We start from the raw sequence: 14,856 nt of genomic DNA, 5'->3' as shown, positions 1-14,856 counted from the left end.
TCGTCGTCGTGGGCCTTCACCCTAGGGTGCCCGACAGGCGCCGGACAACCGGGGTGGCGGCCTAGGAGGGCAGCGTGACCGGCTCGGTGTCGGGCAGCGGGCTGGCGTCGCGCCCGCGGAGATCCGGGTGGTACCGGCGGCCGAGCAGGGGCACCAGGAAGCCGACCAGGGCGAAGGCAGCGGCGACGACGATGGCGGCGGTCGGCCCGGCCTGGTCGATCTGCACGCCGGCGATCGCGGAGCCCAGCGCCGCGCCGATCAGCTGACCGGTGCCGACCCAGCCGTAGGCCTCCGCCGTGTCCGAGAAGCGCACGCTCGAGGCGGTGATCGCGAACAGCGCCGCGAGAGCGGGGGCGATGCCGATGCCGGCGAGGAACAGCGTGACGCACAGCCACCAGAAGTCGGTCGAGACCGCCGCCAGGCCCATGCCGACCGTGACGATCAGCATCCGCCGCGCGGTCGCCCACCGGCTGATCGGGATGTGGCCGAGGGCGAGGCCGCCGACCAGGGAGCCCGCCGCGAACACGGCGAGCACGACGCCCGACTCGACTCCGCCCTCGCCGAACACCGCGACGACGCCCGCCTCGACCGCCGAGCAGGCGCCGATCAGGAGGAAGCCGACGACCGTGGCCAGCAGCACCGGGGGCTTCGTGAGCACCACGCCGAGGCGGCGCTTCGAGCGCGGGATGCGGACGCGGCCCACCTCGGGCGAGGCGATGAACCAGATCCCGCCGCCGATCAGGAACGCGGCGGCGGTCAGGATGCCCGCGACCGTCGACACCTGGATCGACACGAGCGTCGCCAGCACCGGGCCGAGCACCCAGATGATCTCCTGCGCGGAGGCGTCGAGCGAGAAGAGCGGGGTCAGCTGCGAGCTGGTGACCATCTTGGGGTAGATGGTCCGCACGGCCGGCTGCACCGGCGGCATGCTCAGGCCGGCGACGAACCCGATCACGACGAACTGCCACACCTCGAGCGGGAGCACGGCCATCGCGATGATCGCGCCCGCGCAGACCACGAGGGTGATCGTCAGCACGCGGCGCATCCCGAGCCGCCCCATCAGGCGGCTGGTCAGCGGCCCGGCGATGGCTTGCCCGATCGACATCGAGCCGAGCACCAGGCCGGCGGCGGCGTAGGAGTGGTGCACCCGCTCCACGTGCAGGAGGAACGCCAGCGAGAGCATGCCGAACGGGAAGCGCGCGGTCAGCTGCGCGAGGATGATGCGCCCCACCCCGGGGGTCTTCAAGAGATCGGTGTAGCTGCCCACCGGACGACACTAGCGCTCCGGAGGGGACTGCGGTTCGTCGAGGGAGACCGCTGCCCGAGGGCCCCTCGACGGGTCGCGGTTCCCTCGGCGGAGGGGCGCGTCAGCCGGCCAGCACCTTGCGGATCCGCTGCAGCGACACGCTCTCGGCGGTGCCGAGCGACTGCGCGAAGAAGCTCACCCGCAGCTCCTCGATCATCCAGCGGGCGCGCGCGATCCGCTCCGGGGCGTGCGCGGGCAGCGGCACGACGCCGCCTGCCGAGCGGTAGAGCTCCTGGGCCGCCTGCACCTCGTTCAGCCAGACGCGGTCGCGCCCGACGTTCTCGGCGATCTTTCCGAAGCGCTCGGTGATCCCGCCGAGGTAGCGCGGGAGGTGCCGCAGCCGCTCCACTCCGGTCGCCGAGACGAAGCCCGGGTAGACCAGGCCGGAGAGCTGCTCCCGCGCATCCGTGAGGGCGGGCAGGAGCGCCATGCTCGTCGAGGCCTTGAGCGCCTTCTCGACGCCCCGGGCGGTGGTGAGGATCGTCGTGACCGTCTTCACGGTCTCGAACATCGCGTCCATGACGCTCGCCGAGACCCGGTCGCGCACGGCGTCGAACTCGGCGCGGAGGAAGAGCATCCCGTCGGGCTTCATCCGCCAGAGGACCGCGTCGACGCAGGCGAGCAGGCAGTCGGTGAAGAGCGCGGTCGTGTTCTGGTACGGGCTCTGCGCGAGCACGAGCTTCTCGTTCGAGGTGAGGTGCTGCTGCACGTAGGCGACGGGGCTCGGCGTCGCGAGCAGGAGGAGGCGGCGGACACCTCTCGGGTGCTCGCGCGCCTGGTCCTCGGCCGTGGCCAGCAGGCGGATCGAGACCGAGTCGCCGTCGTCGATCAGGGCGGGGTAGGCGCGGATGGTGTTCCCGCCCTGCCGGGTGTCGGTGACGCGGGGCAGCTCCGGCATGTCCCAGGTCTTCAGGCCCCGGCGCTCGAGCGCGTCGGGGACCCGGGCCTCGACCACGCGGGCGACCTCGTCGCGGACCCGGCCGCGCAGGCGCTCGGCCAGCGGGGCGAGCTCCTTGCCGGCGGCGACCGTGCGCCCCCGCTCGTCGGCGACGGCGAAGGTGACCCGCAGGTGCGAGGGGATGCGCTCGAGGTCGAAGTCCTCGGGCTGCACCACCACGCCGGCCTCGCGGCGGATCGCTCCGGCCAGGGTCGCCGCGAACGACTCCGTCGGCGGGTTCGGCACGTCGTGCGGCAGGGACGCGGTGAGCTTGCGCGCCCAGTCGTTCGCGGGCACCACGTTCCGGCGCAGGTGCTTGGGCAGCGCCTTGATCATCGCGGTGACCAGCTCGGCCCGGAGCCCCGGCACCAGCCAGTCGAAGCCGAGGGGCGTCACGCGGGGCAGGAGCGCGAGCGGCACGTGCACCGTCACTCCGTCCTCCTCCGTCCCCGGCTCGAACCGGTATGAGAGGCGGAAGCGCTGGTCGGCCTGGCGCCACTGCGTGGGGAACGCGGTCTCGTCGATCTGCTCCGCGTCCTCGGGGAGGAGCGTCTCCTGCGTCATCGTCAGCAGGTCGGGCTCGTCGTGCTGGGTCGTCCGCCACCAGGAGTCGAACGAGCGCACCGAGGTGATGTCGCGGGGGAGTCGGCGGTCGTAGAAGTCGAACACGGCCTCGTCGTCGACGAGCAGGTCGCGGCGGCGCGTGCGCTCCTCCAGCCGCTCGAGCTCGGCCCGCAGGGCGCGGTTCTTGCGGTCGAAGGCGTGGCGCGACTCCCACTCGCCCTCGACGAGGGCGTGCCGGATGAACAGCTCGCGGGCGTACGAGGCGTCGATCCGCGAGAACTGGACGCGGCGGCGGGCGATGATCGGCACGCCGTAGAGCGTGACCTTCTCGTAGGCGACGGCCGCGCCCTGCGACTTCTCCCAGTGCGGCTCGCTGAACTGCCGCTTCACGAGGTCGCCCGCGATCGCCTCGGCCCAGGCCGGATCGATCGCGGCGTTCGAGCGGGCGAAGAGGCGGCTGGTCTCGACCAGCTCGGCGCTCATCACCGCGTCGGGGAGCTTCTTGGCCAGGGCGCTGCCGGGGAAGATCGAGAACTTCGCGTTGCGGGCGCCGATGTACTGCACGTTCTGGCGCTCGCGGCTCTTCGCCGCGCGCTGCGCCTGCTGCGAGGTGGTGTCCTTGATGCCCAGGTGCGAGAGCAGGCCGGCCAGGAGGCTCCGGTGGATCCCGTCGGGGTCGACCTTCGGCTCGCCCAGCTCGAGCTTGAGGGGGCGCGCGAGCTGGCGCAGCTGGCGGAACACGTCCTGCCACTCGCGCACGCGCAGGTAGTTGAGGTACTCGGCCTTGCACAGGCGCCGGAAGGCGCTCGAGGAGAGCTCCTCCTGCTTCTCCTCGACGTAGTTCCAGAGGTTCAGCAGGGTGAGGAAGTCGCTGGTGGGATCGACGAAGCGCGCGTGCTGCTGGTCGGCCTGCGCGCGGCGCTCGAGAGGGCGCTCGCGGACGTCCTGGATCGTGAGGCCCGCGACGATCGCAATCACCTCGCGGCTGACGCCGTGGCGGCGCGACTCGATCACCATCCGGCCGAAGCGCGGATCGATGGGGAGCCGCGCGAGGTCGCGCCCGATGCGCGTGAGCTGCGGCGCGGCCTCCGCCCCCTTGCGCGGGACGCCGCTCGAGTGCGCGTTCGGCGGCGTGCCGCGCACCGGAGCGGCGTCTCGCGGCGCGGCGGAGGCGGCGGAGGGGGAGCCGGGGACGCGGAGGGCGCCGAGCTCCGTGAGCAGGTCGAGGCCGTCCTTGATGCCGCGGGAGTCGGGCGGAGTGAGGAACGGGAACGAGGCGATGTCGCCCAGTCCGAGCGAGATCATCTGCAGGATGACCGCGGCCAGGCCCGTGCGGAGGATCTCGGGATCGGTGTACTCGGGGCGGCGGAGGTAGTCCTCCTCGGAGTAGAGGCGGATCGCGATGCCCGCGCTGGTGCGGCCCGAGCGGCCGGAGCGCTGGTTCGCGGAGGCCTGCGACACCGCCTCGATCGGCAGCCGCTGCACCTTCGAGCGCGCGCTGTAGCGCGAGATGCGGGCCGTGCCGCCGTCGATCACGTAGCGGATCCCGGGGACGGTGAGGCTCGTCTCCGCCACGTTGGTCGCGAGCACGACGCGGCGGCGGACGCCGGGGGTGCGCCCCTTCTCGAAGACGCGGTGCTGATCGGCCGCCGACAAGCGCCCGTAGAGGGGGAGCACCTCGGTGCCCGGCAGGTTCCGACCGCGGATGGCGTCCTCGGCGTCGCGGATCTCGTTCTCGCCCGAGAGGAACACCAGGACGTCGCCCGGATCCTCGCGCGCCAGCTCGGCCAGGGCGTCGGCGATGCCGGTCATCAGGTCGCGGCTGCCGCTCGTCGCGTCGGGGACGTCGGTGTCGTCGTCCTCCTCCGGCTCCTCGGCGACCAGCGGGCGGTAGCGGATCTCGACCGGGTAGGTGCGGCCGGAGACCTCGATGATCGGCGCGGGCTCGCCGGCGGCGTCGGCGAAGTGGGCCGCGAAGCTCTGCGGGTCGATCGTCGCCGAGGTGATGATCACCTTCAGGTCGGGGCGCTGCGGCAGCAGGCGGTGCAGGTAGCCCAGGAGGAAGTCGATGTTGAGGCTGCGCTCGTGCGCCTCGTCGATGATGATCGTGTCGTACCGGCTGAGCATCCGGTCGTGGTTCATCTCGTTGAGCAGGATGCCGTCGGTCATCAGCTTGATCCGCGTCGAGGCGGACGCCTTGTCGGTGAACCGGACCTGGTAGCCGACCAGCCCGCCGACCTCGTCGTCGAGCTCCTCCGCGATGCGCTCGGCGATGGTGCGCGCGGCGATGCGCCGGGGCTGCGTGTGCGCGATGCTCTCGCGGCCGAGCTCCAGGCAGATCTTCGGCAGCTGGGTCGTCTTGCCCGATCCGGTCGCGCCGGCGACGATGACCACCTGGTGGTCGCGGATCGCGGCGGCGATGTCGTCGCGCCGCGCCGACACGGGGAGTTCGGGCGGGTAGCGGATGCTGAGCACGTCTGACATGAGCCCTCCATCCTACGCCGCGTGCGACAATGCCCTGTCTCGTGAAACATCGCGGGCCACCCTGCCCGGTCGGGCGCTCCGGCGCCGGTCGACCACGGCGCACGATCCCGTGGAGCACCCCGATGAATCCGCAGTCCCTGCTGGTTGTGCTGAACATCGTGCTGCTGCTCTTCGCGATCAGGGGCGTGCTGTCGAACCCGAGGCTCTCGAAGGTCGCGAAGGTCTCCTGGGTGGCGTTCATCGTGATCGCGCCGTTCATCGGCAGCCTCGCCTACCTGGCGGTGGGCCGTCGCGGCGGGAGCGGCGGAGGCGGCACGGTAGTGCGCGGCACGGAGCGGCCGTCGGGCTGGTTCTTCGAGCGCTGAGCGGCCGGGCGGGCCGGCGGCGGGGGAGACCCGCGGACGTCGGCGCTCCGCGGACCTCCTGACCCTCCGTCGCGCGGCAACCCCCTGACCGGCGGCTCCGCCCGCGTCTAGCGTGGGGCGCATGGCCGATCGTCTGCGCTCCAGTGTCAGCCCCTACCTCCGCTCGCACGCGGACAATCCGGTCGACTGGTTCCCCTGGGGCGAGGAGGCGTTCGCCGAGGCGGTGCGCCGCGACGTCCCGGTGATGGTGTCGATCGGCTACTCCACCTGCCACTGGTGCCACGTGATGGCGCGGGAGTCGTTCTCGGATCCGGTGCTCGCCGCGCGGCTGAACGCGGACTTCGTCGCGGTGAAGGTCGACCGCGAGGAGCACCCGGACGTCGACACGGCCTACCTGACGGCCGCGAGCGCGTTCACCCGGCAGCTCGGCTGGCCGCTGACGGCCTTCGCCACCCCCGCCGGCGAGACCTTCTTCGCCGGCACCTACTTCCCGCCGCGCGCCGTCGGCGGCGTGCCCGCCTTCTCCGACGTCCTCGACGCGGTCTCGGAGGCGTGGCGGCTGCGGCGCGACGAGGTGCAGGCGACGGCGGGGGGCCTGGCCGCGGCCCTGCGCGAGGCGACCGCGGCGCTGCCCGCCGACTCCGCGCTGCCCGGCGACGCCGAGCTCGACGGCGCCGTCCGCGCACTCGCGGACGAGGAGGACCAGGTGCACGGCGGCTTCGGCAGCGCCCCGAAGTTCCCGGTGGCTCCCGTGCTCGGGTTCCTGGCCTCGCGGCCCTCGGGAGCGGCGCTCGCCGAGCGCACGCTGCTCGCGCTGGCCGCGTCCCCGCTTCGCGACCGCGACGGCGGCTTCTTCCGCTACGCGACGCAGGCCGACTGGAGCGATCCGCACTACGAGCGGATGCTGTACGACAACGCGCAGCTGCTCGACGTCGCGGCCGTCCTGCTCGGGCACGACGGGGCCCGGGTAGAGGAGCTGACCGGAATCGCGGAGGGGGTCGCCGCGTTCCTCCTGACCACTCTCGAGCGGCCGGGCGGCGGCTTCGCGTCGGCGCAGGACTCGGAGAGCATCGTCGACGGTCAGCGCTCGGAGGGCGGCTACTACCTCGCCGAGGACCGGTCCCGCCTCGCGCCTCCCGCTCTCGACGAGAAGGTCGTCACCGGCTGGAACGGCCTGGCGATCCGCGCGCTCGCCCGCGCCGGACGCGTGCTCGGACGGGAGGAGTGGCTCGACGCCGCCCGGCGCGCGGCGGACGCGGTGCTGCAGCGGCACCTCGTCGACGGCCGCGTCGCGGTGCGCGCCTCCCTCGACGGTGCCGTCTCCGCGGCCCGCCCGGCGCTGGAGGACCTCGGGATGCTGGCCGGCGGGCTCCTCGAGCTCGCCCTGGCGGAGGGCCGCCCGCTCTACGCGGTCGCGGCGCGCACCCTGATCGACGGCGCGCTCGACGCGGCCGACGGCCCGCTTCCGTTCGCGCTGCCCGGGGGAGGGGACCCGGCGCTGACCGCGCGGGGACTCCTGCTCGCGGCCGATCCCTCCGAGGGCGCCTACCCCTCCGGCCTGTCGGCGACGGCGGACGCGGCGCACGAGCTGTACCTGCTCACCGGATCGCAGCGCTACCGGGAGGCGGCCGAGGCGGTCGTCGCCTCGATCGCTCCGGGCGCGGTCCGCCGGCCGATGGGCTTCGGCGCCGTGCTCGGGCTCGCTTCGCGGCTGGCTCGCCCGGTGCGGCAGCTGGTCGTCGTGGGCCCCGGCGCGGCGGAGGCGGTGCAGGGCGCGCGGTCCGCCGGGATCGGCGTGCTGGTCGGCGTGTCCGACGAGGGCGCCCGGGACTGGGCGGACGCGGGCTTCGAGCTGTTCGAGGGGCGGATCTCGCGGGAGGGGCTGCCGACCGCCTACTCCTGCGAGGCCTTCGTCTGCGCCCTGCCGACGACCCGCCTCCCGGAGGAGCTGCTCACGCGGCCGTGACCACCAGCGGCGCCGCGGGGTCGGCGGCCCACTCGTTGAGCGAGCCGTCGTAGACGACCGCCGTGTGGACTCCGAGCACCGCCAGTGCGAGTGCATCGGCCGTCGCGGCGATCCCGCCCCCGCAGTAGAGGACGATCCGCTCGGCCTGGAGAGCGTCTCCGAACAGCGACCGCAGCCGCTCCGGCGGCAGGAGCGTGTTGTCGGCGCGGTCGACGAGCCGCCCGGCGGGGACGCTCCGCGAGCCCGGCAGGTGTCCGAGGCGGGGGCGGCGCCCCTCCTCCCCGGTGAACTCCTTCGGCGGGACCGCGCAGACCAGCGCCCCGGGAGCCTCGCCGCGCACGACCCTCTCGACGCCGGCCTTGTCGATCCAGAGCGGCCGCTCCTCGCGCACGCTGATGCCTCCGCTCACCGCGGGCTCGACGTGCCCCGTCTCGATCGGGCGCTCCTCCCGCCGCCAGGCCGGGAGCCCGCCGTCGAGCACCGCGACGGCGTCGTGCCCGGCCGAGCGCAGCAGCCACCACACGCGCGAGGCCCACTGGCCGACCGCGGAGTCGTACACGACGACCACCGAGTCGTCGTCGATGCCGAGCGCGGCGGTCGCGGCGGCGAAGCGCTCCGGGTCGAGCCGGGTGAAGGGCAGGGAAGCCGCCGGATCCGACAGCTGCTCGAGCAGGTCGCCGAACACGGCGCCGGGGACATGCCCCTCGAGGAGGTACTGCTCGTCGCCGCTGAGGTAGCCGGGCCGCCCGTCGAAGCCGGGCACGAGCAGCACGCTGGCGTCGACGACGACGAGGTGCTCGCGGCCGAGCTGGTCGGCGAGCCACTGGGTCGAGACGATCGGCCGGGCGAGGTACGGGGCGGAGGAGGTGCTCACCCGCCCCACGGTAGGCGCGACCGCCGACAGGCGCGCCCCCGTGCGTCACGCTCGGTCACGGACGCCGCCGGGCGCTCAGCACTCGATGACGTTGACCGCGAGGCCGCCCTCGCTCGTCTCCTTGTACTTCGACGACATGTCGATGCCGGTCTGGCGCATCGTCTCGATGACCGCGTCGAGCGAGACGCGGTGGTCGCCGTCGCCGTGCAGCGCGAGGCGGGCCGCGCTCACGGCGGTGGAGGAGGCGATCGCGTTCCGCTCGATGCAGGGGATCTGCACGAGCCCGCCGACCGGGTCGCAGGTCAGTCCGAGGTGGTGCTCCATCGCGATCTCGGCCGCGTTCTCGACCTGGCGCGGACTGCCGCCGAGCACCGCGCAGAGCGCTCCGGCGGCCATCGCGCAGGCCGAGCCGACCTCGCCCTGGCAGCCCGCCTCCGCACCGGAGATCGAGGCGTTCGTCTTGCAGAGCGAGCCGATCGCGGTGGCGGTGAGGAGGAAGCGGCGCAGCCCCGCGCGGTCGGCGCCCGGGACGAAGCGGAGGTAGTAGTGCCCGACGGCGGGGATGATGCCCGCCGCTCCGTTCGTCGGAGCCGTCACGACGCGCCCGCCTGCGGCGTTCTCCTCGTTCACCGCGAGGGCGAAGGCGTGGAGCCACTCCACCGAGGTCGCGCGGGCGCGGTCGAGCGGATCCTCCTCGAAGGCCTCGAGCCGCTCGCGGAGCACCGAGGCGCGGCGGCGGACGCCCAGGCCGCCCGGCAGCACGCCGTCGGTCGCCAGGCCGTGCTCGACGCAGGCGGCCATGGCGTCCCAGATCGCGTCGAGGCGGGCGTCGATGTCGACCCCGGGGTGCAGAGCGCGCTCGTTCGCGGCGGCGATCTCGGCGATGCCGGAGCGGGTCCGATCGCAGGTCGCCAGCAGGTCGAGCCCGGAGACGAAGGGGTAGGGGTGCGGGGCCAGCGCAGCCAGCTCGGCACGCTCGCCCGCGCGCCGGATGAAGCCGCCGCCGATCGAGTAGTAGGTCTCCTCCCACACCGGCAGCGCGTCGTCGCCGACCCAGACGCTGAAGGTGAGGGCGTTCGGGTGCTCCGGCAGCCTCGTGCGCGGCTCGAAGACGACGTCGTCGCGCGTCATCGCGAGGCGCTGCTCGCCGGCCAGCAGGATCGTCCCCTCCGCGTCGAGGCGCTGCCATGTCCCGCGCACCAGCGCCGGGTCGCACGTCTCGGGGTCCAGGCCGGCGAGACCGGCGACCACTGCGTCGGGGGTGCCGTGGCCGATCCCGGTGGAGCCGAGCGAGCCGTAGAGGGTGCATCCCACCCGGCTCACGCGGCCGAGGAGCCCGGCGTCGCGGATCCGCTCGGCGAGGGCGAGGGCGGCGCGCATCGGTCCGACGGTGTGCGAGCTGGACGGGCCGATCCCCACGCTGAACAGGTCGAGGACGGAGACGTAGGCGCTCATCCGTCGAGCGTACGCCGGGGCCGGCGGAGTGCGCCGCCCGAGCCGCGCCCGCGACGAAGAGCCACGGAGATCCGGCGTCGACGAGGGTCGGCGGCGGGTCAGCGCAGCGTCTTGCGCGCCGAGATCTGGCCGGTGTCGAAGCCGAGCAGGTGCAGGCCGCCGTGGAAGCGGGCGTGCTCGACCTTGATGCAGCGGTCCATCACGACGGTCAGGCCCTTCGACTCGCCGTACTCGGCCGCCTCCTGGTTCCAGATCCCCAGCTGCACCCAGACCGTGGGCGCGCCGACGGCGAGGACGTCGTCGATCACGGCGGGGATGTCGCTCGCCTTGCGGAACACGTCGACGATGTCGGGCACGACCGGGAGCTCGGCGAGGCTGCGGTAGACCGGCTGCCCCAGGATCTCGGTGGCGTTCGGGTTCACGAAGTAGAGCTCGTAGTCGCTCGACTGCTGCAGGTAGGTGGCGACGAAGTAGGAGGAGCGGGCCGGGTTCGGCGAGGCGCCGACGATCGCCACGGTCCTTGCGCGGCGGAGGATGTCGAGTCGCCTGCGGGCGTCGGGGCCCACCCAGGTGCGCTGCGAGCGCAGCATCTTCGCCAGCGGCGAGTTCGCCGGGACCGAGCAGCTCAGCCCGTTGGACAGCTGGACGACCGTGTCGGCGGTGTCGGTGGTGCTCATGCTCAGACCTCCACGGCCGGGGTGTGCAGGGTGGTGGTCGTGTCCTCGGGGAGCTCGGTCGGAGTGTCGGGAGTGCCGTGCTCCTCGACCGCGCGGGCGAGCGCCTGGTCGAGATCGTAGATGATGTCGTCCGCGTCCTCGATGCCGACGGAGAGGCGGACGAGTCCGGGGAGGACGCCCGCGTGGAGGAGCTGGTCCTCGGTGAGCTGGGCGTGGGTGGTCGAGGCGGGGTGGATCACCAGCGTCTTGGCGTCGCCGATGTTGGCGAGGTGGCTGGCGAGGTCGACCGATTCGATGAAGGTCTGGCCGACGGCGCGGCCGCCCTTGACCACGAAGCTGAAGACCGAGCCCGGCCCCTTCGGCAGGTACTTCTGCGCACGGTCGTGGTGCGGGTGCGCGGGGAGCCCGGCCCAGTAGACGGCCTCGATGCGGGGGTCGGCGTCGAGCCACTCGGCGACGCGGCGCGCGTTGTCGACGTGCGCCTGGATCCGGTACGGCAGCGTCTCGACGCCCTGGGCGAGCAGGAACGCGGAGTGCGGAGCGAGGACCGGCCCGATGTCGCGCAGCTGCTCCGCGCGCAGGCGCGTGAGGAAGCCGTACTCCCCGAAGTTGCCGTCCCACGACAGGTCTCCGTAGGAGGCGACCGGGTCGTGCAGCAGCGGGAACTTCTCGGGGGAGTAGTGGAAGCGCCCCGACTCGACGACGACGCCGCCGAGCGTGGTGCCGTGTCCGCCGAGGAACTTGGTGGCCGAGTGGATGACGATGTCGGCGCCCCACTCGATCGGGCGGACGAGGTAGGGCGTGGCGACCGTGGAGTCGATGATCAGCGGGATGCCGGCGGCGTGCGCGACCGCGGCGAGGCCCTCGATGTCGGCGATCTCGCCGGAGGGGTTCGCGATCGTCTCGGCGTAGAGCACCTTGGTCTTCTCGGTGATCGCCGCCGCGTAGTCGGCCGGGTCGCTCGAGCGGACGAAGGTGGTGTCCACTCCGAAACGGCGGAGCGTGACGTCGAGCTGGGTGATCGATCCGCCGTAGAGGTTGGCGGAGGACACCACGTGGTCGCCCGCGCCGACGAGCGCCGCGAAGGTGATGAACTGCGCCGAGAGCCCGGAGGCCGTGGCGACGGCGCCGAGGCCGCCCTCGAGGCTCGCCACGCGCTCCTCGAAGGAGGCGACCGTGGGGTTCGACAGGCGCGAGTAGACGTTGCCGTACTTCTGCAGCGCGAAGCGGGCCGCGGCGTCGGAGGTGTCGTCGAAGACGAAGGCGCTGGTCTGGTAGATCGGCAGAGCGCGGGCGCCCGTCACCGCGTCGGGGATGTTGCCCGCGTGGATCGCACGCGTCTTGAAGCCGTACTCACGATCTGCCATGCGATCGACGCTAGCGGGAGCCGCCGACACCGCCGCTCCGGAGCGACGCATCGCGTAACAGAGCGGCCCCGCAGTGCAGAGCGACCGTGCGCGACAGAGCGGTCGAGCGGATCGGAGCGCCGATCAGAGCGCCAGCTGCACCGCGGCCAGTCCCATCGCCGCGATCGCCGCCCACGACACCAGGGCGACGAGGAGAGCACGCCACCCCGTCGTCACGAGCGCGCGCACCCGGACGGCGCTGCCGAGCGCGAAGAGGGCCGCGGCGAGGAGCCAGGTCTGCGCGGTGTCGGCGGCGGCGAGCAGTCCCTCCGGCAGGGGGAGGAGCGTGCGCAGCAGCACCGCGGCGAGGAACCCGACCACGAACAGCGGCACGATCGCCGGGCGCGTCCCGCCGGTCCCGCCTCGGCGCCTCGTGACCGCCGCCGCCACCGCGACCATCGGCGCCAGCATGACCACTCGGGTGAGCTTCACCACGACCGCCACGGCCAGCGCCGACGCTCCGGCCACCTGGGCCGTCGCCACGACCTGGCCCACGTCGTGGACCGAGGCGCCGACCCAGTGCCCGAACTGCACGTCGGAGAGCCCGAGCGGCTGCTGCAGTGCGGGGAGCACCGCGATCGCGAGCGTGCCGCAGAGCGTCACCAGCGCGACCGGCGTCGCCTGCTCCTGCTCCTTCGCCCGGGTCGCTCCGGCCATCGCGCCGATCGCCGAGGCCCCGCAGATCGAGAAGCCCGCCGCGAGCAGCAGCGGCTCCTGCCCGGGCAGCCGGAGCACCCGGCCCAGCGCCCAGGTCAGGCCGAAGGTGGCCAGGACGATCCCGACCACGACCAGGATCGCGCCCCAGCCCAGCGCAGCGATGTCGATCAGAGAGAGCTTCAGCCCGAGCAGGACGATGCCGGCGCGCATCAGCGAGCGGGACGAGAACTTCAGGCCCGGCGCCAGCGCCCCGCTCAGCAGGGGGCGCGCCGCGGGCAGCTGCGCCACGAGGATCCCGAGCGCGACCGCCGCGGTCAGCATCGGCACTGCCGGCACCGTCGCGTGCAGCAGGGCCGCGATCACCGCCGCGACGGCGCAGGCCGCGACTCCCGGGCCCAGCCGCCGGATCAGACCCACGAGGGCAGCCACATGTGGGCCTGCCAGAAGGTGAAGGACGTCTGCGCGCCGATCCAGAGTGGCAGGAAGTAGGCCGTCAGCGCGGCCGCCGCCACCGCGAAGACGAGCACCACGAGGACGCCCCGGGTGCGCCGCCTCCGCTCGTCGCCCGGACTCCCGATCACGATCCCGGCCGTCAGCGCCAGCGCCAGCATCATGTAGGGCTCGAAGACGACGCAGTAGAACTGGAACACCGTGCGGTCGAGGTAGAGCAGCCACGGCAGGTAGCCCGCGACGATCCCCATCAGCACGAAGCCGGCGCGCCACTCCCGGTACCGCGCGAGCCGGTAGAGGAGGTACACCAGCGCCAGGACTCCGGCGTACCAGATGAGCGGATTGGCGACCGAGGTGATCGCCTCGTCGCAGCGTGCGGCGGTGCAGCCGTCGACGCCCGTCGCCTGGTCGACGAAGTACATGCTGGTCGGTCGGAGCATGAGCAGCCAGGTGAGCGGGTTCGCCTCGTAGGGGTGCGAGGCCCGCAGGTTGATCGAGTAGTCGTACATCTGCACGTGGTAGTGCCAGAGGCTCTGCGCCCAGTCCGGCACCCACGCGAGAGCCCCGGTCCAGGCGTTGCCGGGGGCCTCCGACGCCCACTGCCGGGCCCATCCGCCGGAGGTGCGCAGCCAGCCCGTCCAGGTGACGAGGTAGGCGATCAGGGCGATCGGCACGACCAGGAGGAAGGTGACCGGACCCTGCTTGAGGATCGCGCCGCTGCCCCAGAACGGCACGCCCGCACGGCGCCGCATCAGCGCGTCGACGACCACCGCGTACACGCCGTACGCCGCGAGGAAGTAGACGCCCGTCCACTTCACGCCCGCGGCCAGGCCGAAGAGCACGCCGGCCGCGAGCAGCCAGGGCCGCCACCACAGGACCGGCCCCCAGCTCGGCAGCACTCCCGCCGCCACCTTCCGCGCCAGCTGCAGCTCGGCCCAGCGCCGGTCCAGCAGCACCGCCGCGACCCCGCAGAGCGCGACGAACATCAGGATCCCGTCCAGGAGCGACACCCGCGACATCACGATCGCGTGGCCGTCGAGCGCGAGCATCAGCCCCGCGAAGGAGGAGAGGATGGTGGAGCGGAACAGGAGGCGGCCGATCACGATCACCAGCGCGACGGCGAGGATCCCCACGACGGCGGTCGCGACGCGCCAGCCGACGCTGTCGTCCGCGCCGAACACGCCCATCCCGAGCCCGATGATCCACTTGCCCAGCGGCGGATGCACCACGAAGGACGGCGCCCCCGTGAAGGTGTCCACGTCGCCGGCCGCGAAGCCGGGGTCCGGGTTCTCGGGCCAGGCGCCCTCGAACCCGAGGTTCCAGAGGGTCCAGGCGTCCTTCACGTAGAAGGTCTCGTCGAACACGAGCGAGCGCGGGTGGCCGAGGTTCCACAGCCGCAGCACCGCGGCCAGTGCGACCACCAGCAGCGGCAGTCCGAGCTCGTACAGCCGGCGGCGCGCGGGGGAGGCGACGAGCCGGGTGTGCAGGTCGTCGAACCAGGAGCCGCGCGGCACGTCCGGGAGCGGGGTGCGCTCGCGCGGTGCGGACGCCTCGGCGGGCTCCACCGGGACCGAGCGCGCCGATCCCGCCGCGTCCAGGAGCAGGTCGTCGAAGTCGCGCTGCGGTCGGTCCGTCACCTGGCCATGCTAACGGGGCGCCTCCTCCCGGGACGGCGGCGATCCGCGGCGGGAGGCCCCGGACCCGGCCTGGGAGAC

At 73.3% G+C, this 14,856-nt stretch carries 10 protein-coding genes; 2 read left to right on the top strand and 8 right to left on the bottom strand.

The annotated features are described in order from the left end of the window. Positions 1–61: 61 nt before the first annotated feature. A complete protein-coding gene (locus C5D36_RS07045) occupies positions 62–1,267 on the bottom strand; it encodes an MFS transporter (RefSeq protein ID WP_104222308.1) in 1,206 nt (401 codons plus the stop codon). Positions 1,268–1,367: 100 nt separating this feature from the next. Continuing rightward, positions 1,368–5,291, bottom strand: a complete 3,924-nt coding sequence (gene hrpA, locus C5D36_RS07040; RefSeq protein ID WP_104295508.1) for an ATP-dependent RNA helicase HrpA — start codon at positions 5,289–5,291, stop codon at positions 1,368–1,370. 122 nt (positions 5,292–5,413) lie between these two features. Here hrpA and C5D36_RS07035 point away from each other — a divergent pair, with 122 nt between their 5' ends. Beyond that, on the top strand, positions 5,414–5,656 hold the full coding sequence (locus C5D36_RS07035; RefSeq protein WP_160033960.1) for a PLDc N-terminal domain-containing protein: 243 nt from the start codon (positions 5,414–5,416) through the stop codon (positions 5,654–5,656). A 121-nt stretch (positions 5,657–5,777) separates the two neighbouring features. After that, the gene (locus C5D36_RS07030) at positions 5,778–7,622 is read left to right on the top strand and encodes a thioredoxin domain-containing protein (protein WP_104295507.1); all 1,845 of its coding nucleotides are present in this window, start codon (positions 5,778–5,780) and stop codon (positions 7,620–7,622) included. Here the strand turns inward: C5D36_RS07030 and C5D36_RS07025 are convergent. From C5D36_RS07025 to C5D36_RS07000, 6 genes are all read right to left on the bottom strand, one after another. Continuing rightward, on the bottom strand, positions 7,609–8,496 hold the full coding sequence (locus tag C5D36_RS07025) for a sulfurtransferase (RefSeq protein WP_146083720.1): 888 nt from the start codon (positions 8,494–8,496) through the stop codon (positions 7,609–7,611). The two genes, C5D36_RS07030 and C5D36_RS07025, sit on opposite strands and share 14 nt — an antisense overlap. 75 nt (positions 8,497–8,571) lie before the next feature. After that, complete coding sequence (locus C5D36_RS07020) at positions 8,572–9,951, bottom strand: L-serine ammonia-lyase (RefSeq protein WP_104295505.1); 1,380 nt, start codon at positions 9,949–9,951, stop codon at positions 8,572–8,574. 98 nt (positions 9,952–10,049) lie between these two features. Continuing rightward, on the bottom strand, positions 10,050–10,628 hold the full coding sequence (locus C5D36_RS07015) for a CoA-binding protein (protein WP_104233696.1): 579 nt from the start codon (positions 10,626–10,628) through the stop codon (positions 10,050–10,052). Positions 10,629–10,630: 2 nt separating this feature from the next. After that, entirely contained in the window at positions 10,631–11,995 is a 1,365-nt protein-coding gene (locus tag C5D36_RS07010) for an O-acetylhomoserine aminocarboxypropyltransferase/cysteine synthase family protein (RefSeq protein WP_104247355.1), read from the bottom strand. Between the two features lie 123 nt (positions 11,996–12,118). Further along, positions 12,119–13,108 (bottom strand): YeiH family protein, encoded by a 990-nt coding sequence (locus tag C5D36_RS07005; protein WP_258062883.1) that lies wholly within the window; start codon positions 13,106–13,108, stop codon positions 12,119–12,121. Beyond that, the gene (locus C5D36_RS07000; RefSeq protein ID WP_258062882.1) at positions 13,099–14,778 is read right to left on the bottom strand and encodes a dolichyl-phosphate-mannose--protein mannosyltransferase; all 1,680 of its coding nucleotides are present in this window, start codon (positions 14,776–14,778) and stop codon (positions 13,099–13,101) included. The genes C5D36_RS07005 and C5D36_RS07000 overlap by 10 nt, the downstream gene beginning before the upstream one ends. Between the last annotated feature and the right edge of the window lie 78 nt (positions 14,779–14,856).

This window comes from Rathayibacter sp. AY1C6 (assembly GCF_002931535.1).
Taxonomy (GTDB): domain Bacteria; phylum Actinomycetota; class Actinomycetes; order Actinomycetales; family Microbacteriaceae; genus Rathayibacter.
This window is presented reverse-complemented; position numbering and strand designations above follow the sequence as displayed.

Excerpts from the sequence above, each read along its gene's own strand:
- hrpA (WP_104295508.1), bottom strand. The coding sequence starts at position 5,291 with ATGTCAGACGTGCTCAGCATCCGCTACCCGCCCGAACTCCCCGTGTCG.
- C5D36_RS07015 (WP_104233696.1), bottom strand. The coding sequence starts at position 10,628 with ATGAGCACCACCGACACCGCCGACACGGTCGTCCAGCTGTCCAACGGG.
- C5D36_RS07030 (WP_104295507.1), top strand. The coding sequence starts at position 5,778 with ATGGCCGATCGTCTGCGCTCCAGTGTCAGCCCCTACCTCCGCTCGCAC.
- C5D36_RS07010 (WP_104247355.1), bottom strand. The coding sequence starts at position 11,995 with ATGGCAGATCGTGAGTACGGCTTCAAGACGCGTGCGATCCACGCGGGC.
- C5D36_RS07035 (WP_160033960.1), top strand. The coding sequence starts at position 5,414 with ATGAATCCGCAGTCCCTGCTGGTTGTGCTGAACATCGTGCTGCTGCTC.
- C5D36_RS07020 (WP_104295505.1), bottom strand. The coding sequence starts at position 9,951 with ATGAGCGCCTACGTCTCCGTCCTCGACCTGTTCAGCGTGGGGATCGGC.